Annotated in this window: 20 protein-coding genes; 13 read left to right on the top strand and 7 right to left on the bottom strand. The window is 68.0% G+C overall.

Annotated elements, in window-relative coordinates:
• Positions 1-77: 77 nt before the first annotated feature.
• From OG817_RS28955 to OG817_RS28945, 3 genes are all read left to right on the top strand, one after another.
• The gene (locus tag OG817_RS28955; protein WP_406047730.1) at positions 78-698 is read left to right on the top strand and encodes a dihydrofolate reductase family protein; all 621 of its coding nucleotides are present in this window, start codon (positions 78-80) and stop codon (positions 696-698) included.
• Between the two features lie 268 nt (positions 699-966).
• Positions 967-1,719, top strand: coding sequence for a polyphosphate--glucose phosphotransferase (ppgK, locus tag OG817_RS28950; protein ID WP_406047729.1), 753 nt, complete (start codon positions 967-969; stop codon positions 1,717-1,719).
• Positions 1,720-1,926: 207 nt separating this feature from the next.
• Positions 1,927-4,191, top strand: coding sequence for a N,N-dimethylformamidase beta subunit family domain-containing protein (locus OG817_RS28945; protein ID WP_406047728.1), 2,265 nt, complete (start codon positions 1,927-1,929; stop codon positions 4,189-4,191).
• A gap of 177 nt (positions 4,192-4,368) precedes the next feature.
• Here OG817_RS28945 and OG817_RS28940 read toward each other — a convergent pair whose 3' ends face one another.
• The 3 genes from OG817_RS28940 to OG817_RS28930 form a co-directional block, all read right to left on the bottom strand.
• Positions 4,369-6,597 carry a N,N-dimethylformamidase beta subunit family domain-containing protein gene (locus OG817_RS28940; RefSeq protein WP_406047727.1) on the bottom strand — a complete coding sequence of 743 codons (2,229 nt, stop codon included), beginning with the start codon at positions 6,595-6,597 and terminating at the stop codon, positions 4,369-4,371.
• A gap of 304 nt (positions 6,598-6,901) precedes the next feature.
• Positions 6,902-7,480 carry a hypothetical protein gene (locus OG817_RS28935; protein WP_406047726.1) on the bottom strand — a complete coding sequence of 193 codons (579 nt, stop codon included), beginning with the start codon at positions 7,478-7,480 and terminating at the stop codon, positions 6,902-6,904.
• Positions 7,477-8,028, bottom strand: a complete 552-nt coding sequence (locus OG817_RS28930; protein ID WP_406047725.1) for a hypothetical protein — start codon at positions 8,026-8,028, stop codon at positions 7,477-7,479. The genes OG817_RS28935 and OG817_RS28930 overlap by 4 nt, the downstream gene beginning before the upstream one ends.
• A gap of 143 nt (positions 8,029-8,171) precedes the next feature.
• Between OG817_RS28930 and OG817_RS28925 the strand changes: the two genes are divergently transcribed.
• Positions 8,172-8,702, top strand: coding sequence for an RNA polymerase sigma factor (locus OG817_RS28925; protein ID WP_406047724.1), 531 nt, complete (start codon positions 8,172-8,174; stop codon positions 8,700-8,702).
• Positions 8,699-9,325 carry a hypothetical protein gene (locus OG817_RS28920; RefSeq protein WP_406047723.1) on the top strand — a complete coding sequence of 209 codons (627 nt, stop codon included), beginning with the start codon at positions 8,699-8,701 and terminating at the stop codon, positions 9,323-9,325. The genes OG817_RS28925 and OG817_RS28920 overlap by 4 nt, the downstream gene beginning before the upstream one ends.
• Before the next feature lie 235 nt (positions 9,326-9,560).
• Here OG817_RS28920 and OG817_RS28915 read toward each other — a convergent pair whose 3' ends face one another.
• Both OG817_RS28915 and OG817_RS28910 read right to left on the bottom strand, forming a co-directional pair.
• On the bottom strand, positions 9,561-10,745 hold the full coding sequence (locus OG817_RS28915) for a flavin-containing monooxygenase (protein ID WP_406047722.1): 1,185 nt from the start codon (positions 10,743-10,745) through the stop codon (positions 9,561-9,563).
• 109 nt (positions 10,746-10,854) lie between these two features.
• Positions 10,855-11,877 (bottom strand): methyltransferase, encoded by a 1,023-nt coding sequence (locus OG817_RS28910; RefSeq protein WP_406047721.1) that lies wholly within the window; start codon positions 11,875-11,877, stop codon positions 10,855-10,857.
• Between the two features lie 89 nt (positions 11,878-11,966).
• Between OG817_RS28910 and OG817_RS28905 the strand changes: the two genes are divergently transcribed.
• Together OG817_RS28905 and OG817_RS28900 are read left to right on the top strand one after the other, a co-directional pair.
• Positions 11,967-13,109 (top strand): helix-turn-helix transcriptional regulator, encoded by a 1,143-nt coding sequence (locus tag OG817_RS28905; RefSeq protein WP_406047720.1) that lies wholly within the window; start codon positions 11,967-11,969, stop codon positions 13,107-13,109.
• A gap of 845 nt (positions 13,110-13,954) precedes the next feature.
• Positions 13,955-15,337, top strand: a complete 1,383-nt coding sequence (locus OG817_RS28900) for a cytochrome bc complex cytochrome b subunit (protein ID WP_406047719.1) — start codon at positions 13,955-13,957, stop codon at positions 15,335-15,337.
• Here the strand turns inward: OG817_RS28900 and OG817_RS28895 are convergent.
• Positions 15,296-15,589, bottom strand: a complete 294-nt coding sequence (locus tag OG817_RS28895) for an XdhC family protein (RefSeq protein WP_406047718.1) — start codon at positions 15,587-15,589, stop codon at positions 15,296-15,298. The genes OG817_RS28900 and OG817_RS28895 overlap by 42 nt on opposite strands.
• Before the next feature lie 131 nt (positions 15,590-15,720).
• A complete protein-coding gene (locus OG817_RS28890; protein ID WP_406047717.1) occupies positions 15,721-16,701 on the bottom strand; it encodes an NmrA/HSCARG family protein in 981 nt (326 codons plus the stop codon).
• Between the two features lie 93 nt (positions 16,702-16,794).
• Here OG817_RS28890 and OG817_RS28885 point away from each other — a divergent pair, with 93 nt between their 5' ends.
• The 6 genes from OG817_RS28885 to OG817_RS28860 all read left to right on the top strand — a co-directional run bounded on the left by OG817_RS28885 (position 16,795) and on the right by OG817_RS28860 (position 20,606).
• Positions 16,795-17,286, top strand: a complete 492-nt coding sequence (locus OG817_RS28885) for a MarR family winged helix-turn-helix transcriptional regulator (protein ID WP_360445395.1) — start codon at positions 16,795-16,797, stop codon at positions 17,284-17,286.
• A 96-nt stretch (positions 17,287-17,382) separates the two neighbouring features.
• Entirely contained in the window at positions 17,383-17,718 is a 336-nt protein-coding gene (locus OG817_RS28880) for a hypothetical protein (RefSeq protein ID WP_406047716.1), read from the top strand.
• The gene (locus OG817_RS28875) at positions 17,715-18,623 is read left to right on the top strand and encodes an FAD:protein FMN transferase (protein ID WP_406047715.1); all 909 of its coding nucleotides are present in this window, start codon (positions 17,715-17,717) and stop codon (positions 18,621-18,623) included. Before OG817_RS28880 ends, OG817_RS28875 begins: the two co-directional genes overlap by 4 nt.
• Positions 18,623-19,195 (top strand): hypothetical protein, encoded by a 573-nt coding sequence (locus tag OG817_RS28870; RefSeq protein ID WP_406047714.1) that lies wholly within the window; start codon positions 18,623-18,625, stop codon positions 19,193-19,195. Before OG817_RS28875 ends, OG817_RS28870 begins: the two co-directional genes overlap by 1 nt.
• Complete coding sequence (locus tag OG817_RS28865; protein WP_406047713.1) at positions 19,192-20,412, top strand: NADH-ubiquinone oxidoreductase-F iron-sulfur binding region domain-containing protein; 1,221 nt, start codon at positions 19,192-19,194, stop codon at positions 20,410-20,412. Before OG817_RS28870 ends, OG817_RS28865 begins: the two co-directional genes overlap by 4 nt.
• Positions 20,409-20,606, top strand: a complete 198-nt coding sequence (locus tag OG817_RS28860; RefSeq protein WP_406047712.1) for a ferredoxin — start codon at positions 20,409-20,411, stop codon at positions 20,604-20,606. Before OG817_RS28865 ends, OG817_RS28860 begins: the two co-directional genes overlap by 4 nt.
• Positions 20,607-20,745 lie beyond the last annotated feature (139 nt).

Raw genomic sequence — 20,745 nt, 5'->3', positions numbered from 1 at the left:
GGACCGAACTCACCGGAACCAGATCACCTCGATCGAGACACCTCGATCGAGACCACACTGAAAGAAGCGGAGAACTGATGGCTGGAAAGGTGTTCTTCAGCGTGACGATGTCGCTGGACGGCTTCATCGCGCCCGAGTCCCTCGAGGACTTGATGGGGAAGCAGTGGATGGAACTGCAGGCGTGGGCGTTCCCGCAGCGGTTCTTCCGGGAGAACCTCAAACTCGGCAAAGGCGGCGAGGAGGGACTCGACAACGACATCGCTCGGGCGACGCACGAGCGCACCGGCGCGAGCGTCATGGGCAAGCGCATGTTCGACGCCGGCGAGAAGATGTGGCCGGAGGAGGCGCCGTTCCACACGCCGGTCTTCGTCGTGACGCACGAGAAGCGTGACCCCTGGGAGCGGCCCGGCGGCACCACCTTCCACTTCGTCAACGACGGCATCGAGGCCGCGCTCGACCAAGCCCGCGTGGCAGCCGGCGACCGCGACGTCCGCATCGCCGGTGGCGGCGCGACGATCCTGGAGTACGTGAACGCCGGCCTGATCGACGAGTTCTCGATCGCGCTGTCGCCCCTGCTGTGCGGCTCCGGAATCCGCCTGTTCGAGGGCGTGGACGTAGGCCGCGTCGCCCTGGAACCGGTCCGCGCAGAGCCCTCCCCAAGGGTCACCCACCTGACCTACGCCATCCGAGAGCGGTAGGCACCGCGGACGGCGTACGCGAACGAACACCCACGGTGCTGCGCGCTCGGAGAATGCGAGATGACCGTAGGCGAGGACGAGCCCGCGGAGGCGCCGGACGAGAATGATTTTCGCGAGTATCGCTGACGGTGTCCGAGGCGCGTGGGAGGCTGGCGAGTATGTGTGGTCGATACGCGTCGGTGGCCAGCCGTGCCGATCTGCTCGCCGCCGGCGAGGACGCTGACCCGGTGCGGCCACTGCGGGCGAGGGGAGAGATCAGGTGCCCAGAATGAGGACGTCGACCGCTTTCGGGGTCGACATCGGCGGCAGCGGGATCAAGGGCGCCATCGTCGACCTGGAGAAGGGCGACCTGGCCACGGAGCGGGTGAAGTACCTGACGCCCGACCCGTCCACCCCGGAGCCCGTCGCTGCGGTCGTGGCCCGGCTGGTCAAGGAGGCCGGGTGGACCGGTGACCTGGGTGCGACGTTCCCGGCCGTCATCAAGAACGGGGTGGCCAGGAGCGCCGCGAACGTCGACAAGAGCTGGATCGGGACCGACGTCGACAAGGTCCTCACCGACATCACCCACTGCGACGTGACCGTGCTCAACGATGCCGACGCGGCCGGTATCGCCGAGGCCCGGTTCGGCGCGGCCAAGGGCGTCGGCGGCGTGGTCATCATGCTCACCTTCGGCACCGGTATCGGCAGCGCGCTGCTGCTCGACGGCCGGCTCGTGCCCAACACCGAGCTCGGTCACCTCGAGCTGGACGGGTACGACGCGGAGACGAAGGCCTCCTCGGCGGCGAAGGACAACGAGGGGCTGTCGTTCAAACAGTGGGCCAAGCGGGTGCAGCGATACCTTCGGCACGTGGAGAACCTGTTCACCCCCGACCTGTTCGTGGTCGGGGGCGGGGTCAGCAAGCACGCCGACAAGTGGGTGCCGCTGCTCGAGATCTCCACCCCGGTGAAGCCGGCTCAGCTGCTCAACAACGCCGGCATCGTCGGCGCAGCGATGGCCGCACACGAGAAGTTCACCGATTAGGCCGACGACAACCCGGCGCCAGCTCGGCGGCTGCACGTTAGTACTGCGCAAAGAAGCTCACCTGGTCCTGTAACGCGGGTGTGGTCTGGACCGATGTAGGCCACGAACGGGTGGGGATCGACTGTTCACGCGCCGGTCCTTGACCTGGACGTGAGGCGTGTGCGGAACCGCTGGCCCGGACTGTCGAGCAAGTCTGGAAGGGCTTACATGTTCCGCAAGCTGATGGCGTCTGCTGTCGTCGTTGTCGTGGTGGCGTCAGCCACGTTGTTCGTTGTGCGGTCCGCGGATGCGGCCGGCGCCAATGTGACCATCACGGCGACCGCAGCCTCGAACGGTACGACGACCTTGACGTACCGGGCGAGCGTGCTCCGGGCCGGGTCCGTGCGGGACATCGTCGTCTCGATTCCTTCCGGCTCGACCGGGCGGATTACCTCGATCAACGGGACAGTGAGTACGGTGTCAGCCGGCGTGCTGCGGTGGCGGCCCAGTAAGACCGTGAACGTTGGCGTCGGCGCACGTTTCTCCATCCCGCTGTACGGGCTGCGGTTGCCCGCCGGTGGGCCGTGGACGCTCAGCTTCAAGGCGACCGGAACTGCCGGGCAGATCCTGACATCCGGCACCGGGGTCCTTCAGCCGCTCAAGACCTACACGGCCGCTGTGCGCATCACCGCGACCAAACCGGTTCCTGGTCAGACTACGACGCTGACTTACGCAGGTACTGTGACGCGGGCTGGTGTTCTGTCGGCTGTGCGCATGCAGCTGCCGGCGGGGTCGCGCGGTGCGATCACCAGCGTGAACGGGACGCTGAGGACAGCGAGCGGCTATGTGACCTGGACGCCCAAGGCTCCTATCAGCGTTGCCGCCGGCGCGCGCCTGGCGATTCCGATCTACGGACTTGTGCTGTCCAAGTACGGCGGTGTCCTCACCCTCGCCATGTCCGCCCAGACGTCGACAGGAACGTTGCTGCTGTCTGGGACTGGCTCCATCGCGTTGATCGCTCCGCCGGCCGCGATGCCGGCGGTGTCAGTGGCGGGTTTCGTGGCCGTTCCGGAGGGATGCCCGACCAGTTGGCCGACGACCGCCGCGGAGAATGCGAAGCCCGGTGACGACGAGTGGGTCATCCCGACGTCGATGAACGGCCCGCTGGCGGCGTACCTCACCGAAGTCTCGGCGACCTGTGGCGACACCGTTGACCTCAAGGTGACCTCCGGCAAACCGGTCAGTGTTGTGGCGTACCGGATGGGCTACTACCAGGGCCTCGGTGCCCGTGAGGTCTGGCGGCAGGACGACGTACCGACCGTCGCGCAACCGGCACCGACAACGGGTGGCACCGCCAACGGCAAAGAGCTGCGGATGACGTCCGCGGCGACCTGGACCAAGACGCTGACCATCGCCGTGGACAAGGACTGGATCCCTGGCACGTATCTGATCAAGGTCAGTGATGGCCAGTACGCGTCGTACGCACCGCTGACCGTCAGGGACGACACCGGGACCAAGCACGACCTGATGATCCAGCAGGCGACCGCGACCTGGCAGGCCTACAACTCCTATGGTGGCTTGGGTTTCTACTCCGGAGGTGTGGCCGGAGGTTCCGGTCGGCTGACCTTCGATCGCCCGTACAACGAGGGCCAGGGATCGGGGCAGTTCCTGACGCTCGAGCAGGGGCTGGTGTTCTGGGCCGAGTCGAAGGGTCTCGACGTCACCTACTGGACCAACAACGACCTGGACGAATTCGGCGGTCAGCTGCCCGCGCGGGCCGGGACGATTTTCCTGCCGGGGCACGACGAGTACTACTCGCTGCGTATGCGTGCGGCGCTCAGTCAGGCGATCACTCGTGGTGTGAACGTGGCGAATCTCGGCGCGAACACGGCGTACCGGCTGATCACGTTCACCGACGCCAGCCGGCGGGCGTGGGATATCGACCGGTACACCGACGGCTACAACTCGACAACGTGGCGGTACCAGGGCGATGCCTATGCTTCGCAGCCGCTGCTCGGCGCGGAGTACATCTGTCCGGTGCTGGGGCAAACGCTGACCACGGGGACGAGCTGGATGTTCGCGGGCATCCCGGCAGGCACCGCCCTACCGGGGTTCATCGCGGGCGAGGTCGACTACGTCTGGCCAGGGCTGTACAAGCATCCGGGGCTGACCACGATCGCGAGCGGTACCGGCAACTGCCACTCGAACAACCAGGCCGTGCCAATGCACACGACCGCGTACACCGCACCGTCGGGTGCCCGGGTGCTGAACGGCTCGACATTCGCCTACGGCTGCTTCCTCGTCCGCCGCTGCCCCTCCAACTGGACAGTTCCCGCACCGTCCCTGGCCTCGCAGCAGGCCGTCGGCGCGATCGTCGGCAACATCACCGAGTGGGTCAGCAAGGGCACCATCCAGGTGCCGGCCGACACCACAGCCGCCGCGATGCGCGTTGCCCTACCAAAGCACACCCTCCAGACCAACGCCCAACCCTGACCCATCCACACCCGACCCCGGGAGTTGCCACCACATCGGGGACAGCCAGGCTCGCGGCCGCGCAACACGCACGCCTGACCAAACGCCGCGGTGCCGACCGAGCCCAGATCGCCGTCGCCCATTCCATCCTCGTCGCGGCCTGTCACATGCTCAGTCGCGACCAGCTGTGATCGGCCATCACCTCTCGTTCTCAACGGGGAGCTGCTGTTGGGGAACGGCGACCCGTGCCGCGGCGGCCGTGTCGTCCGGTGGCGTGATCGTCCCGCGGCCGACCCAGTCGGTGATGTTGTTGACCATGACCGTCACGATCTGCTGTGAGGCCGCTGACGGTGCGGGGATGTTCCAGTTGGACGGGCAGCGGCGTACCAGGAAGCAGCCGTAGGCGAAGGTGGAGCCGTTGAACACCCGGGCTCCCGATGGCGCGATGAACGCGGTCGCGTGCATCGGAGTCGTCGTGCCGCTCGTACGGCAGGTACCGGTGCCGCTGGCAACAATGGTCAAGCCTGGATGCTTGTACAGACCCGGCCAGACGAAGTCGACCTCGCCGGCGAGGAACCCTGGTACGGCAGTGTTGGCCGAGATGCCCTGGAACAGCCAGCCGCTTCCGGTGGTGAGGGTGTGGCCCAAGTCGGCGCAGAAGTACTCGGCACCGAGCAGCGGCTGCGACGCGTAGGCATCACCCAGGTAGCGCCAGGTCGTCGAGTTGTAGCCAGCGGTGTACCGGTCGATGTCCCACGCCCGCCGGCTGCTGTCGGTAAACGTGATTCGCCGGTACGCCGCGTTCGCTCCGAGGTTGGCCACGTTGACGCCTCGCGTGATCGCCTGGCTCAGCGCCGCCCGCATCGGTAGCGAGTAGTACTCGTCGTGCCCCGGCAAGAAGATCGTTCCAGCCCGCAACGGCAGCTGACCACCGAACTCGTCCAGGTCGTTGTCGGTCCAGTAGGTGACGTCCAGGCCCTTGGACTCGGCCCAGAACACCAGCCCCTGCTCCAGAGGCAGGAACTGACCGGAACCCTGCCCCTCGTTGTACGGACGTTCGAAGGTGAGGCGGCCCGATCCGGTGTCCAAACCGGTGTAGAAGCTCACCCCGCCGTACTTGTTGTATGCCTCCCACGTCGTGTTCGCCTGCTGGATCAGCAGATCGTGCTTGTTCCCCGTGTCGTCCCGGACCGTGAGCGGAGCGTACGACGCAGACGTCCCGTCGCTGACCCGGATGAGATACGTGCCGGGCACCCACTCGTTCGTCAGCGAAATGCTCAACGTCTTCGACCACGACGCGGCCGACGTCATCCGCAGCGGGTGTCCGTTGGCCGTGCCACCGGTCGTCGGGGCCGGTTGCACAACGGTCGGCACGCTGTCCTGACGCCACACTTCACGTGCTCCGAGGCCGGCGTAGTACCCCATCCGGTAGGCCACCACGCTGACCGGATTGCCAGACGTCACCTTGATATCCACCGTGTCACCGCACGTCGCGGAGACCTCCGTGAGGTACGCCGCCAGCGTCCCGTTCATACTGGCCGGGATGACCCAGGCACCGGTGCCCGCCTTTGCGTTCTCGGCCGCCGTCGTCGGCCAGGCGGACGGGCAACCTGCCGGTATCGGGCGGAACGGGGCGACTGCCACCGCCGGCATCGGTGCGGGTGGCGCGATGAGGGCCAGGGTTCCCGAGCCAGACATCATCAGGCCGCCGGTCGAGCTCGTGGCCGAAACCGCTAGCGTGAAGCGGCCGCCGTACTTCGACAGCACCGCTCCGTAGATCGGGATCGCCAGTCGCGCTCCGGCCGCAACGCTGCGCGGAGTGCGCGCCTTCCAGGTTGCGTAACCACCCGAGGTCGTCAGCGTCCCGTTGATACTGGTGACAGCTCCCGTCGTGCCGGTGGGCAGCTGCATCCGAACGGCAGAAAGGATTCCCGGGCGCGTGATCGTGCCGTAGTACGTCAGTGTGGACTTCTGCCCCGGGATCGGGTTGCTCGCGGTGATGGCCACGTTCGGAGAGATCGTCACCGGCCGGGTCAGGCTTCCGGTACCGGACGAGAGAACCGCTCCCGTGGTGCCGGTCGCCTTGAAACTGAGCGTCCACGGGCCACCGCTCGGCAGCCGGAGGCCGTAGAACGGGATCGCGAAACGGGCGCCTACGGCGACCTTTACCGTCTTGCTGGGAGTCCATCGCAGTACGCCGGCCGAGACGGTCCGGACCGTGCCGTTGACGGAGGTGACCGTCCCGACGGAACCCTTCGGGATCGTGACGACGATGTCGCGCACGGTTCCCGCTCGAGTCGCGGAGGCTCGATAGGTCACTGTGGTGGTGCCATTCGACGCCGCAGTCCCCGAGATCGTGACGTTGGCCACGACCGCCGATGACGGTTCGGCGACCGTCAAAATCGCCGACGCCAGCAGGACTGCCATACCTGCCGCGGTCCATCTCCGCCGAAACGGCGGGAAACTCTTGCCCATCCGGAGTCGTGCTGCGTCGCTGATGCCCATTGTGCGCGCCTCCCCCTGCCTCCGCGGAGAAGTGCACGCCCCTATTCGTCAGTCCCCCGCCCGTACACCCTCCGCCCAGCCCGGCGGCCCGACGCCGTGCCGAGACGCCACGTTGGCCAAGCGCTCGCTCACCGTCCCCCCACCCTTCGTCCTGGATATCGGGGTGCGACCGAGTTTCGTTACTCGGCTGAGGAGGTGTGGCCGTACGCCAATGCTGGCTGCGCGGCTATCCACTCGCGCTGTCCGACCAGGAGCCGCCGCCGCCGGCCAGCGTGCCGTTCCCGCCGGTCGGCGCGCTGCGCAGCGATGCCGGAGGCCTGTCCACCTCCCGGTCTTTGGTACGGCGTGGACGGTAGAGCTCCGCGGCGCCGGCCGCGAGGGTCAGCGACAAGACGAGGAAGCCGCCGTAGAGGTACCAGGGATTGCTCGGCTCATCGCCACCGGCTGACCAGAGGGCGAATTGCGACAGGCCGATGCCGGCAAGACCGATCACCCGGGCCCACAGGTGGTGAAGGTAGAGGAAGCCGCCGAGGAGAAACGCCGGTAGGAAGAGGATGCCGGGGCCGGCGAAGGTCGGCAGACACAGGAGGGCGAGCACACGCCACCACCGCGATCTGCCTGTACGGCGTACGCCGTACAGGATCCCGAGCACGAGACCAGACACCCCGGTCAGCCCGAGGATGATGCCGGTGCCGGCCCAGGTGAACTGCGGCTCGGTCGAGATCAAGCGCATCCAGCCCCGAGCCGCAATTCCCCACCCGACGCCGAGCCCGAGCCCGGCCGCGGCCGAATGCCAGACGCTCACCATGACACCGGCAGACAGGCCAGCCGCGGACCGGCGACGCCGTGCTCATCGGTCGGGTCCTGATGGATCACGATCGCACGGTCGCCGGCCTGCGGAACGAACGGGACCGCGGCGAAGGCATGACCGGTGCCGCCGGCGGTGACGGTGAAATCGAGCCAGACCTCGGTCGTCTCGTCGACGCGAGGCGGGACACGGCCGGCCAGGGTGTCGGTGTTGTAGTGCGGACCGGCCGCGGCGCCGTTGCCCGCGACACACGGACCGACATGCAGATGCGCACCGAACCTGCGACCTGCCTGCGAGCGATCGATGCCGTGCACCTGCAGGCGGACGGAGGTCTCGCCGTCGTCAGACACCATCATGAGCACCGCCGAGGCATGGTCGAGTGGACTGGCCGTGGCGGGTGCCAGGTCGCGGAGCTCGCCGTGCTCGGTCACCACGCGTGCATGTGGGTCGGCACCGGACTGCGCGGCCGCCACCGGAACGGCGACGAGCGCGGAGACGACGAGTACCGCCGTCGCGGGTAGAACCTTGCGCACCAGAGCTGTCATGACTCCCCCTCTCGCGTCCATGCTGGGTGCACGGATCACTACGACAGACGGGCCACTGACGCGGTTCGGGTGACAGCGAAAATACTTTCCCCGCCGCGTCACCCGGTCCGCGGACTCGCTCGTCCGTAAGGGTGATGGGGGCTATGAATGCGACTGCGGATCTCCCCGCGTACGGCGTACGACGGGACGCCGACGCGCTCGTGGTCGCGTTGTTCCAGGCGGAAGCGGCCCGCCTGGTCCAGCTCGCCCGCTGGTTCGTCGATGACCGGACCGCGGCCGAGGACCTGGTCCAGGAAGCGTTCCTCCGGCTCGCCCGCAACCATCACCGGATCAACGATCAGGACCGGGCAGCGGCGTACCTGCGCTCGATCGTGATCAACCTCGCCCGCGACCACAACCGCCGCGGCCTGGTCTCACTCCGGCACCGCCTCCCGGCCGACCCCGACGACCGGTCGGCCGAGGACCACGCCGCCGAGGACGAGAGCCGCCGCGAGGTGATCGACGCCCTGCGCGCACTACCCCGCCGCCAGCGCGACTGCGTCGTACTTCGCTACTACCTCGAACTGTCCGTCGCCGACATCGCCGAGACCCTCGGCCTGTCGCCGAACTCGGTAAAGACCCATCTGCAACGCGGCCTGCGGTCGCTGAAATCTGAATTGGAGGTTCAGGGATGAACCAGCGGCCCGAGACTCCCGGCGAACCTTCCGAGGTCGAACGCCGGCTGTACGACGCTCTGGACGCGGCGGCGACCCGGCCGCCGGCGCCGGATCTGTTCGAGCGTGTGCTCGGCAGCATCGCGGACGACCGGGTCCGGCGGCGCCGGATCCTCCGCACCGCCGTTGTTCTGATCGTCGCCATCTCGTTGCTAACGGCAATGGTCCTGCTGTTCACGCCGCGCACAGTGACCGGGGATCTGCTGCTGGAGTGGTGGATCCTCGAGCTCTTCGCCAACGTCCTGCTGATCGGATTGGCGCTCTGGCTCGGGCCGTTCATCAAACGCTTCGGCCGGGCCTACGCCGCGGACGTCTTCCACGACAACCCGCAGACCGGCAAGAGCTACATCGTGCTGACAGACATTGTGTATTACCTCATCTTCACCGCCTACATCCTGTTCACGATCAGCTTCCAGCCACGGGAGGACTGGACCCATTTCGTGGTGCCCGCACAAGCAGGCTTCGAGGCGGCGCGGCTCGGCGGCATCCTGCTGATCATCGGCGTCCTGCACGGTCTCAACATCATCCTGATGCCGATCCTCGGCCGCCTCTTCTCCCTCAACCGAAAGCTCTCCGGCCGGTGACCGCCGACCTGAGCGTTGGTCCGGCGGTTCACCTGGGATGCTACGAGCGGGTCGATCGCGCAGGCCGTTGTGGCCACAACGGCTGCGACACCCGGGTTATCTGCACTCCTCAGGCGAGAAATGAGGTGTTCGCCGGTAGAGCACCAGGTTTCGGGCTGGTGGGAGTGTCAGGGACGTGAGCCACAGGGCCGGAGGGCGATCCGCGCCGGGCAGCAGCGCGCTTTGATTTGAGGGTTCACCCACCGGCCCGGCCCGTGTCGCCGCGGATCGGGTCCTGGCTGCTTTGCTCGCTCCGCCGCAGTTCCTGGGCAATCGCTTTTGCCGCGCGTCGGGCCTGTTTGGCGGCGAATCCGATCTGTGACGGTCTCGGCACGAACCCGATGAACCGCAGGCCGTCCGCGGCGGGCGCTTCGCCAGTGGTCTTCGGCCAACCTCGCTCGTCGAGTACGCCGAGGTGCCCAACCAGCTGCGAGAGGCCTCTCCGGAAGCCGGTCGCGCAGACCATGGCGTCCGGGTTGATTCGCGTTCCGTCCGCCAGCGCCACGCCGGCGGCGTCGAGGGCCCCGACGCCGCGCACGATCTCGATGGACTTGTCCCGGATGGCCGCGATGACGTCCTTGTCCAGGATCGCCGGGGCCACGCCGAGCCGCGAGCTCCGCGCGAAGATGCCTTCGGCGGGCACCGGGAGTCCGAATTCGTGCAGGTCCCCTATGTCCATCCTCCGGCTGAACCGAGCAATCGCATCGGCGATCCGGACCGGGGCATGGTAGAGCGGCGTCGCGATGAAGTCGCCCGGTATACCCCCGGGTCCCTGGCGGAGCATGATGTTGGGCGGCGTGCGAACGGCGAGCCACACCTTGGCCGCACCGCCCGTGGCCAGGTCGTAGGCGATCTCCATGCCGGAACTACCCGGTCCTACCACCAGGACCCGTTTGCCGTTGTATGGCGACGGATTGCGGTACTGCGAAGAATGAATCAGGCCGCCTGGCCACTCGTCGCGCCCCGGCCAATCCGGGATGAAGGGCTCGTGATCGAAGCCAGTGGCAACCACCACCTGGGAAGCTTCGACCTCGCCGGTGGAGGTTGTCAGCCGCCAATGCCCGTCGGCTCGGTCGAGCCGTTCTGCCGTGCAGCCCAAGCACAGTTCGATTCCGTCCTCGTTCGCATGTCGCTCGATGTGGTCGATCACCTGGTCCCGTGTGGGAAAGGTCGGTGTCCCACTCGGGTAGGGACGGTTCGGCAGATGCGAGAACTGTCTGCCGGTGTTCAGACGCAGCCGGTCATAGCGACTGCGCCATGACGAGCCGACCTGGTCGGCCCGGTCGACGAGCAGCGGCTTGATGCCGCGATCGGCAAGGGCCACGGCGGCCGAGACACCGGACGTGCCCGCGCCGATGATCGCTACCTGGTGCGAGATCATCGCGAACTCCCTTCCTGCAAGCGTCAGTCGCGCCGCCCCGTAGGGCGAGCGAGTGGCCGTAACGACGATTCCGCGCCGTGCACGCCGGCCATGACCATTCGTTCCGGCTTCAAGCGGTCTCGGCGATGATGACGCTTATCGGTCCGGCCAGCAGCCGGTGATCGAGACAGCGCCAGCCCGTGTCGTGCAGCCAGGCGGTGGCTTCCTCGACGCTGTAGACGTCGCCATCGTTGACGTGGATCGCGAACTCGCCTGCCATCAGCGCGGCCGGGAGCGGCTGGGTGTGGGTCGGGTCGGTCCAGAAGTCGGCGAGCAGCAGGCAGGCCCCGGGTTCGGCAGCGGCGCGGATCCGGTGCAGGATCGACTGGTTGGTCTCCGGAGCGAAGCAGTGCACCAGGTTGGCAAGCAGGAAGGCGTCGTACCCCCGCGGCAGATCGTCGGCCACGAGGATGTCACCGACGTGGACGTCGAGGCGGTCTGAATACGCCGTGGCGCGCAACTGTTCCCTTGCGACGGGCGCAACGAAGGGGAGTTCGAAGACGGTCGCGGTGAGGGCCGGGTCGGCCGCGGCCAGGGCGATCGACCAGGAACCGGTGCCGCCGCCGATGTCCAGCAGCCGGCTTCCTGCAGGCAGCGCGGCCGCCTCGGGAAGGGCATGGCAGGCCGCGGCGGTGGCGGCGGCGATGCCGGCCGACATGATCGGTATCAGGTCGTCGTCGATCTCGAAGATCTCGTGGGCCGGTCGGCCGCGGCCGAGGGCGCCGGCGAGGTCCTCCCAGGCGGGGTAGCTGAGCCGGTCCCAGAACCTGAGCAGCGGCCGGAAGTCGGCCGGGGTCGCGCCAGACAGGAAGGTGGCCGCCACCGAGCTGTTCGCGTAGCGGTCGCCATGCCGCTCGAGCAGGCCGATCGCGACCATGGCGTCCGCGCTGATGCGTGCCGTACGGCGCGTGAGACCGGTGCGGGCGGCGAGACCGGCGAGATCCACCGGCCCTTCGCCCAGCGCCTCGAACACGCCGAGCTCGCACGCCGCGAACAGGTGCTTGCTGGCCATGAAGCCCTGCGCGATCTCGAAGATCCGGTTCGGCGTCACGTCGTGGAGACTCCCCGTCGCGGCTGTGTCTGTGGTCGTCATGCCCTCAGCGTGCAGAGCGGCTTCAGATGGCCGCAATCCCACGATTCTGGGGGTGCCGCCGGACATGGGCCGCGCCGTACTCTGCAGAGGTGACCGGGACTTTGGCACCGCGGATTCGCGACGAGATCCAGCGGCTGGGTGGCGGCGGAATGACGTGGGTGGACTTCGGCACCGCTGTAGCCGATGTGCTCGCGACCGCCATCCCCTTCCACGCCTGGTGCTGCCACACGGTCGACCCGGGAACGATCCTGTTCACCGGCAGCGTCAACCGGAACGTCGGCTGCTCCGGCTCGTGGCTGGCCCATCACGAGTACGTCATCGAGGACGTCAACAAGTGGTCCTTCCTCGCCCGCAGCGGCCGGATCGCCGGTGCGACCAGCATCGACACCCACGGCGAGCCGTCCCGCTCGATTCGGCACCGGTCCCAAGAGACCCACGGATTCGGCGACGAGCTGCGCGTGTCGCTCGTTGCCGATGGCATCTACTGGGGCGCGGCGGCCTTGCTGCGTCGCGCCGACGAAGCCTGGTTCACCGAGGGGGAGGTGCGGACGCTGGCCACGTTGGCTCCCGTGATCGCGACTGGTCTGCGCCGCGCCATGCTGGCGCGGCCGATCTCGCCGTACGTCGGAGGGCCGGTGGACCACGGCCCAGGGGTGGTCGTATTCGACGAGCACGGCGAGCCGGAGTCGATCTCCGGTGCCGCGGAGCGGTGGATCGGCGAGCTTGTCGAAGAGCCTCCACCGAGTTCACCGAGCGAGTCGAAGACGGTGCAGGCGATCGCTGCCCGCGCCCGCGCGATCACGCCCGGCACCGATCCCCTCGAACTGGCCGCCCGAGCCAGGGTCCGGACCCGCTCCGGCGCCTGGCTCCTGCTGTACGGCACCCGGCTCAGCGGAGGCACCGGCGACAGGACCGCGGTGATCATCCATCCCGCCACCCCGCAGGACGTCGCGCCGGTCATCGCCCTCTCGTACGGCCTGACCGACCGGGAGTGCCAGGTGGCCGTGCAGTGCGTTCAGGGTCGGGTCACCAAGGAGATCGCCCGCGCCTTGACCATGTCGCCGTACACCGTGCAGGACCACCTCAAGTCGATCTTCGACAAGACCGGTGTGCGCAGCCGGGGCGAGCTGGTCGGGCAGATCTTCCTCGACCACTACGCGACCCGCTGGGAGGCCCCGGCCGGCGCGACACCTGGCCTGCTGGTGCGCGGCATCTCACCCGACGAACCCTGACGCCGGCCGCGCAGATCAGCGGGTCCGCTGTGCCGTCCCGTGCCACAGCCCAGGCTGTGCCGGGTCTATGCGGGCAAGTTCTTGCTCCGTCGCTGCTCCGTGCGACGCTGACAAACGCTGGTCATCGTTGATCATTGACGAATGGCGAAACCGCAGGTCAGGAGGCAGATGTGCCTCTCCCGGTCGAGGTTGCCGCCAGGCTGGAAGAGATCTACACCATCTTCGAAGGCGCGTCCGAGATCCAGCGCCTCGTCATGTCCGGGAGGCGCATCGGTACTCTGCCACCGCCTGTCCGCGGTTCCGTGGTCGCATGCGCAGCCGGCGGCTGTCACCAGTCCCGTCGGGGACACGCATGCCAGCTACCTCAGCCGCACGTGATCACGCCTACGCCGCCCGCGCGGTCATGGCGTCGGCGACAACAAGCAGACCGACTTGCCGAGCTTGATCTTTTGAGGGCGACAGGTTCGCGCATACCCCATAACAGAACTGGTCGGACTACCTGGCCACGGCGACCGTCACCGAAGCGGCCGGTGTCGCCATCGCGCGCAGTAGCGTGCAGGCCCAAGCGGCTGTGGATCGTCGCGACCCGGTGCAGCACCTGCGGCGGGCTCACCGTGTACTACAGCGGCAAGTCGGTCGGCACGGTCAACCTCGCTTCGCCCAGCCTCGTGTGTACGCCGCACCTGAACAAGCAGCTCCAGGCGCTTGCCCGCCGCCAGCGACCTCTCCGACAACCATCACCTTCCCGACGGCCCTGCCTGTGGGGCCGTCGAGAACGTGATGTGCAGCACGAGGCGTCACAGTCTCGGTCGCTGCGGGGTCGTATGTATGAGGAGGGCCGAATCATGCGAGGTCCCTGGAGCAATCTGCGAGCGAGAGTATTCCCTGATCACTGGTCGCTGCTGTTCGGCCAGATCGCCTTCTACAGCTTCGTTGTGGTGACGCTCACCGGCCTTGTGCTGATGGTGCCGTACCAACCGTCGGTCGAGCACGTTGTGTACGACGGCCCGTACGCACCGCTGCACGGCGTACAGATGTCACAGGCGATGGACTCGACGATGACGATCAGCTTCGAGCTGCGCGGTGGCCTGCTCGTGCGCCAGATGCACCACTGGGGCGCGCTGATCATGGTGGCGGCGATCCTGCTGCACCTGTTGCGGCTGTTCTTCACCGCCGGGTTCCGCCGGCCGCGGCGGCTGAACTGGGTGGTCGTCTTCGGGTTGCTGATCATCACGCTCGGCGCCTGCCTAACCGGTACGTCGCTCCCGGACGACATGGCGTCCGGCACGAGCCTCGCAGTACTCGACGGCGTCCTGCAGGCAACTCCGTTCGTGGGAACGCAGCTCTCGGCGCTGCTGTTCGGAGGGGCTTTCCCAGGCGATGTGATCACGCAGTTCTACCCGCTGCACATCATCGTCCTACCTGCACTCCTCGTTGTGCTCTTCATCGTCAGCGGGGCGCTCGCGCTCAGGAACAAACCGGCGCAGTTCGCCGGCCCCGGGCGAACCGAGGACAACGTGGTGGGAAGTCCGGCGACTGTCGCCGTGGTCAAGGGCGTCGGTCTGTTCTGCTTCGTCGCCGGAGTAGTCGGCCTGATGGGCGCGCTGGCCACCATCAACCCGGTGTGGCTGTTCGGCCCGGCCGATCCGGCGAACACCTCAGCAGGAGTCGGCTCGGCCTGGTACCTCGCCTTCCTGGACGGTGCGCTGCGGCTGGCGCCGGGCTGGGAGGCCGTCTGGTGGGGCAGGACCATCAGCTTCGCCATCCTGCTCCCGGTTGCCATCTGCACGCTGTTCCTCGCGCTCGTCGGGATCTACCCGTTCATCGAGGAGCGAGTGACCCGCGACCGGCGCGAACACAACCTGCTCGAACGCCCGCGCAGCAACCCGATCCGCACCGGCATCGGCGTGGCCGGAGTCGTCTTCTACGGCACGCTCTGGGCCGCCGCCGGGGCCGACACGATGGCCGTCCAGTTCCACCTCTCGGTCAACGCCTTGATCCACCTGTTCCAGGCACTGCTGATCCTCGGCCCACCGGTCGCCTTCAGCATCACCCGCCGTATCTGCCTGGGCCTACAGCAACGCGACACGGAGATCGCCACCAACGGCATCGAGACCGGCCGGATCCTGCGGCTCCCGACGGGCGGGTACGTCGAAACGCACCGCCCGGCCCACCTCCAACTCACCTCATCCGAAGACAGCCGCGTGGATACGACCGGTCGTCGTTGACAGCGGTTGGGCGCTCGCAGCTCTGCCGGTCGCGATGATCTCGGCCGTAATCGAGATCGCCGTCTCCTCGGGGGTCCGAGTGCCCAGATCGAGACCGGTCGGCGACAACAGCCGGGCCAGCTCGTCCTCGGTCACGCCCGCAGCCCGCAACCGCGACAGGCGGTCCTCGTGAGTACGCCGCGAGCCCATCGCCCCGATGTAGCCGGCGCCATCCGCAACGCCAACCACGCAGATCGCCAACGACGCAAACACCGACTTGGTGCCGATGCTCCGTGGAGTGGTGGCAAACGGCGGTCAGTGTCGGGCGTTGGTGAGTAGGGATCGAGGACAGCAACGGCGGCTTGGGTCTGGCCCCAAGCCGCCGTGGCTGCGTGGTCGGAGCGCTAGTTTTGGGCGGCTTTGAGGTCGTCTTTGTGGTTGTTGAGCCAGGTTGCGAAGGACTGGACCTCGGGGTGGAGTTCGCGGACCTTGGTGAGGTCGCGGTCGGTGGTGAAGCGGTCGGCGTCTTCGGCGTAGAACTGGAACATGTTGCTGAACTCGATGGCCAGCGGGAACGGGAGGGCGCGGTAGTCCTCCCAGGTCGGGGGCTGGTAGACGACCTCCTCGCCGAGTACGTCGGACAGGCCGGCGGCGTACTCCTTGCCGGTCAGGTGGTCGCCGGCGATGCTCACGGTCGCTCCGATGAACTCCGTGCCGCGCTTGAGGATCGCCAGTGCGGTCCGGCCGATGTCTTCGGACGCGATCCCGGACAGCAGCCGGTCCGCCATCGGCATCGAGATGGTCAGCTTGCCGTCCTCGCCGCGGGCCGGCGGCATTCCGTTGATGAAGGCATCGAAGTAGAACGTGGTCCGCAGGAACGTCGTCGGTACGCCGTACTTCGTGAACAGCTCGTCCGCCTCGCCCTTCGCGTCGAAGTGCGGCACCTTGTAGCGCCCGTCGTCCAGGCCCGGTACGTCGTCCCGATCGCTGAAGAACGGCCTGGTGTCCTCGAGCGTCGACCAGATCACGTGCGCGACACCGGCGTCCTTGGCGGCGGCCGCGGCGATGTCGGCCTGCTGGAGCTCCATCTCCGCCCGGGTCCGGGCCGCCTCCTCCTCGGGGGTGCGGTCGACCCAGTAGTTCGTCACCACGAAGGCGCCGTACACGCCCTCGAAGGCTGCCCGCACGCTCGCCTCGTCGTCGAGGTCGGCCGCGACCACCTCGGCGCCGGCCGCCGCCAGCTCCTTCGCCTTGGCGGACTCCGGGTTGCGGGTCAGCGCCCGTACGCCGAACTCGCCGGACGGATCGGCCAGGATCGCGCGGGCCAGTCCGCCGCCCTGGGCACCGGTGGCTCCGACCACGGCGATCAGCTTCTGCTCAGTCATATCGAACTCCCCAGAATTTAGGTTGATGTGTCAACGCGATCGATCGTAGCGCGCATGGTTGATGTGTCAACCCGGTCGGGTACCATGGTCGTCGTGGGCAAGGGACCGTGGCTCGACGACGACGAGCAGAAGGCGTGGCGCAGCTACCTGCTGATGCACAAGACGCTGGAGACGCACATGGAGCGTCATCTCCAGCGTGAGTACGGCCTGTCCAAGTCCGACTTCGAGATCCTGGTGAATCTGTCGGAGTCGAAGACCGGGCGGATGCGGGCGTTCGAGCTGGGCCGGGCGACCCAGTGGGAGAAGAGCCGGATGTCGCACCACCTGACCCGGATGGAGAAGCGCGGCCTGATCCAGAAGGTGGCCTGCGACTCCCGGTACCCGGAGATCGCGATCACCGCAGAGGGGATGGCGGCGATCGAGGCCTGTGCGCCGGCCCACGCGGCCCGGATCCGCGAGTTCTTCGTCGACGTCTTCGGGCCCGACCGGCTGGCCGTGCTGGGCGAGGTGTCGGACGAGATCGTCGACACCATCCGCAAGCACGAGGGCAACGACTGCCCACCCGAGGTGAGCGGAAACTGCTGACCTGAGAGGGCCTCACAGAGAGCTCTCAGGAGAACTTGATGCCGGCTTGACGGTCTCTTGGCGTGCGGCTGATGAGTCTGCCGCGAGGCTGGCGGCATGGTCACCACAGAGGCGTTCGAAGAGCCCCACTCAGCCCGCCGGCGCTGGCTGCGCCGGGCGTCCGCGGCCGCGATCGCGACAGCGGTCCTCGGTATCGGCGGCACCGGACTGTCCGTCGCGATCGTGTCCGCTCGGCAGGCCGACAACGGCACCGGCACGACCACCAGCTCCGGCTCAGGTTCCAGCAGCAGCGGTGGTTCCAGCAGCAGTGGTGGTTCCAGCAGCAGTAGTGGTTCCAGCAGCGGTGGTTCCAGCTCGGACGACAGCGGCTCGAGTGGTCTCGGCTCGGCCTCGTCCGGCTCGACCTCGCAAGGCGGGAGCAACGGATCATGAGCGCCTCGCGTACCTGGACTGCCTGGAGCTGCACCGTCCGCCTGACCGTCGACGACCCAGCCGTTCTCGGCGCTGCCTGTGGTGAGCTGAAGGCGCTGATGGACCGCGTCGACAAGGCGGCCAGCCGGTTCCGCCCGGACTCCGAGCTCTCGATCGTCAACTCCCGCGCCGACGCCCTCGTACCGGTGTCGCGTTTGCTCGTCGACCTGGTCGACGTAAGCCTGGTCGCGGCCTCGATGAGCGGTGGTGCGGTCGACCCGACGGTCGGCGCCGCGGTGATCGCGGCCGGCTACAACGACGACATCGAGGCGGTACGGCGGCGGTTCCCGGAGCCACCGGCCGACCCGAAACCGATCCCCGGCTGGCAGCAGGTCCAGCTCAACCGGAAGCTCGCGTTGCTCGGCGTACCGAGTGACTGTGCTCTGGACCTCGGCGCGATCGCCAAGGCGTGGACCGCCGACCGGGCCGCTCTGGTGCTCAGCAAGCGCTACGGCTGCGCAGTCCTGGTCGAGATCGGTGGAGACCTCCGTGCCGCCGGCGATCCGGTCAAGCCGTGGGTCATCACGGTCGCCGAGCGCGCCGGTGACCCCGGCGTACTCGTCACCCTCGCTCACGGCGGCCTGACGACCTCAACCCGGACAGTACGGCGCTGGCAGACGCCGACCGGCTACGCACACCACCTCATCGACCCCCGCACCGGCAAGCCCGCGGATGGTCAGTGGCGAACCGCATCGGTCTGGGCGCCAACCGCAGTACGAGCCAACACGTTCAGTACGGCGCTGGTCGCGACAGGGGAGGCTGCGCTCGGGCGACTGACTCTGGCTGGTCACCCGGCCCGGCTGATCGACGACGGCGGTGAGGTCACTGAGCTGTCCGGTTGGCCGGCGTCGAGCGAGGCCGCCTGATGACACTCTGGTACCTCGCCCGCGCGGCGGGAATCGTCGCCATGGTCATGTTCACGGTGTCGGCCTCGCTCGGCATCCTCACGTCGGGCAGTCGCGATCCGGGGCGCCGGTTCTGGCTGCAGTACGTGCACCGCTCGGCGGCAGCCACCGGTCTGGTCCTGCTGACGACGCATGTCATCGCGGTCATCGCCGACGCCTACGTCGACATCGGTCCGGCCGTTCTGGTCTGGCCCTTCGGCTCCGGCTACCGCCCTTTCGCCATGGTCGTCGGAGTACTCGCGCTGTACGGGCTGGTGCTCGCCGCAGTCGTCGGAGCCGCCCGCGGCCGCCTCGCGAAGTCGGAGACCGTCACCAGGCACTGGCGTTCGATCCACGTCGCCGCATCGATCGGCTGGCTGCTGTCCATCGGGCACTCGCTGCTGGCCGGTACCGACCGCGGCACCCCCTGGATGCTCGCCATCACCCTCGGCTGCCTCGGCGCAGTCGCCGCAGCGGGTGCGTACCGCGCTCGCAGCCAGGCGGCACGCGCCAGTACGCCGCTGAACCTCGCACGAGCCGGGAGAACGCGATGACGACCTTGCAGGACACCCGAGTGCGGGTCATCGGTGAGCCACGGTTGCTGGCGGGTGTCGACCGGGGCGGTCTGGATCTGCAGCGCCATCACTGGACCCACGGCACTCAGCCGGACCTCACCCGCGAGACCTACACGCGGTTGGCCGAGTCTGTCGGCCTCAGAGGGCGTGGCGGGGCGGCGTTCCCGGTCGCACTGAAGCTGGCTGACCTCCCGGCCCGCGGCGTCGAGGCTGTCGTCGTCAACGGTTCGGAGAGCGAGCCGGTGAGCCGCAAGGACCGTCTACTCCTGACAGTCGCGCCGCACCTGATCCTGGACGGTGCTGTCGGCCTGGCCCGCGCACTCGGTGCGCCCCACGTGCTGATCGCCGTACATGATGCGACCGCGGCAACCTCCGTTCGGGAGGCGATCGTGGAACGCGACGACGGTGTGGCGATCGAGGTGAGCGACACCCCTGGCCGCTTTGTCGCAGGTGAGGCCCGTGCGGTGCTGAGTGCGTTGGAAGGTGGCCCCGCCGTACCGCCCGGGCGGAGGGTGTTGCCGACAAAGAAGGGGTACCACCGGCGGCCGACGTTCCTGTCGAATGTGGAGACGTTCGCGCAACTCGCCGTACTCGCGCGACTGGGGTCGAGAGGGTTCAGTAGCACCGGACTGATCAGTGAGCCCGGTACACAGTTGCTGACGATCGACGGTGCCGTGCGACAGCCGGGCGTGATCGAGGCGCCGACCGGTGTGCCGCTGGACACTGTCCTGCAGTTCGCGGGTGCGGAGCCCGGTCCGGTGCTGCTGGGTGGGTACCACGGCCGCTGGCTCGCACGGACCGACGGCCTGACGCTGCAGCGACCGGAGGCGTCGGCCGGGATCATCCTGGCGCTCGGGTCGGACACCTGCCCGCTCGGTGAGGTGCACCGGGTCGCGGGCTGGCTGGCGAGTCAGTCAGCCGGGCAGTGCGGGCCGTGCGTGTTCGGCCTCGCGGCTCTGGCCGACGACTTCGGCAGGTTGGTGCGCGGCGAGGCGACCGGCTGGCACGACGCCCACCGTCACCTAGGTCTTGTGCCGGGGCGTGGAGCGTGCGCGCACCCGGACGGCTCGGCGCGGTTCCTCGCGTCGGCGCTGGAAATGTTCGGTGAGGACGTGCGGCTCCACCTCGGCGAAGGCGGTGGCGGCTGTGGCCGACCGGTCCGCGGAGTCCTACCTGTGCCTGGAGGTGAGTGGTGAATAGACTGGAGATCGACTGGACGCGCTGCGACGGGCACGGCCTCTGCGCCACCCTGTTGCCGGACGACGTCGTCCTCGACGAGTGGGGTTTCCCGGTACTGCGGGGACGGGAGATCACAGCCGGTGCTGCGCCGGGCGCACGCCGCGCGATCCTCGCCTGCCCGGCCCTGGCGTTGCGCTTTGCCGACAGGTGAAATACGCGATGCAACCGATCCGTGAAGTGTGATCTACAAGGCTCTGGACAGGCTCGTCCCGACAGCACACCAGTGAGAAAGGTGGACTAGTCTCTGAGTGATCGCACAATGTCGTGCGGTCCGGCGCGAGTGGCGCCGA

The sequence above is a fragment of the Kribbella sp. NBC_00889 genome (genome assembly GCF_045207705.1).
Classification (GTDB): domain Bacteria; phylum Actinomycetota; class Actinomycetes; order Propionibacteriales; family Kribbellaceae; genus Kribbella.
The sequence above is the reverse complement of the archived record's forward strand: the minus strand, read 5'-3'. Positions and strand labels throughout refer to the sequence as shown.

Coding starts and splice junctions, on each gene's coding strand:
- OG817_RS28955 (WP_406047730.1), top strand. CDS start 78: ATGGCTGGAAAGGTGTTCTTCAGCGTGACGATGTCGCTGGACGGCTTC.
- ppgK (WP_406047729.1), top strand. CDS start 967: ATGAGGACGTCGACCGCTTTCGGGGTCGACATCGGCGGCAGCGGGATC.
- OG817_RS28945 (WP_406047728.1), top strand. CDS start 1,927: ATGTTCCGCAAGCTGATGGCGTCTGCTGTCGTCGTTGTCGTGGTGGCG.
- OG817_RS28940 (WP_406047727.1), bottom strand. CDS start 6,597: ATGGCAGTCCTGCTGGCGTCGGCGATTTTGACGGTCGCCGAACCGTCA.
- OG817_RS28930 (WP_406047725.1), bottom strand. CDS start 8,028: ATGACAGCTCTGGTGCGCAAGGTTCTACCCGCGACGGCGGTACTCGTC.
- OG817_RS28925 (WP_406047724.1), top strand. CDS start 8,172: ATGAATGCGACTGCGGATCTCCCCGCGTACGGCGTACGACGGGACGCC.
- OG817_RS28920 (WP_406047723.1), top strand. CDS start 8,699: ATGAACCAGCGGCCCGAGACTCCCGGCGAACCTTCCGAGGTCGAACGC.
- OG817_RS28915 (WP_406047722.1), bottom strand. CDS start 10,745: ATGATCTCGCACCAGGTAGCGATCATCGGCGCGGGCACGTCCGGTGTC.
- OG817_RS28910 (WP_406047721.1), bottom strand. CDS start 11,877: ATGACGACCACAGACACAGCCGCGACGGGGAGTCTCCACGACGTGACG.
- OG817_RS28900 (WP_406047719.1), top strand. CDS start 13,955: ATGCGAGGTCCCTGGAGCAATCTGCGAGCGAGAGTATTCCCTGATCAC.
- OG817_RS28890 (WP_406047717.1), bottom strand. CDS start 16,701: ATGACTGAGCAGAAGCTGATCGCCGTGGTCGGAGCCACCGGTGCCCAG.
- OG817_RS28880 (WP_406047716.1), top strand. CDS start 17,383: ATGGTCACCACAGAGGCGTTCGAAGAGCCCCACTCAGCCCGCCGGCGC.
- OG817_RS28875 (WP_406047715.1), top strand. CDS start 17,715: ATGAGCGCCTCGCGTACCTGGACTGCCTGGAGCTGCACCGTCCGCCTG.
- OG817_RS28870 (WP_406047714.1), top strand. CDS start 18,623: ATGACACTCTGGTACCTCGCCCGCGCGGCGGGAATCGTCGCCATGGTC.
- OG817_RS28865 (WP_406047713.1), top strand. CDS start 19,192: ATGACGACCTTGCAGGACACCCGAGTGCGGGTCATCGGTGAGCCACGG.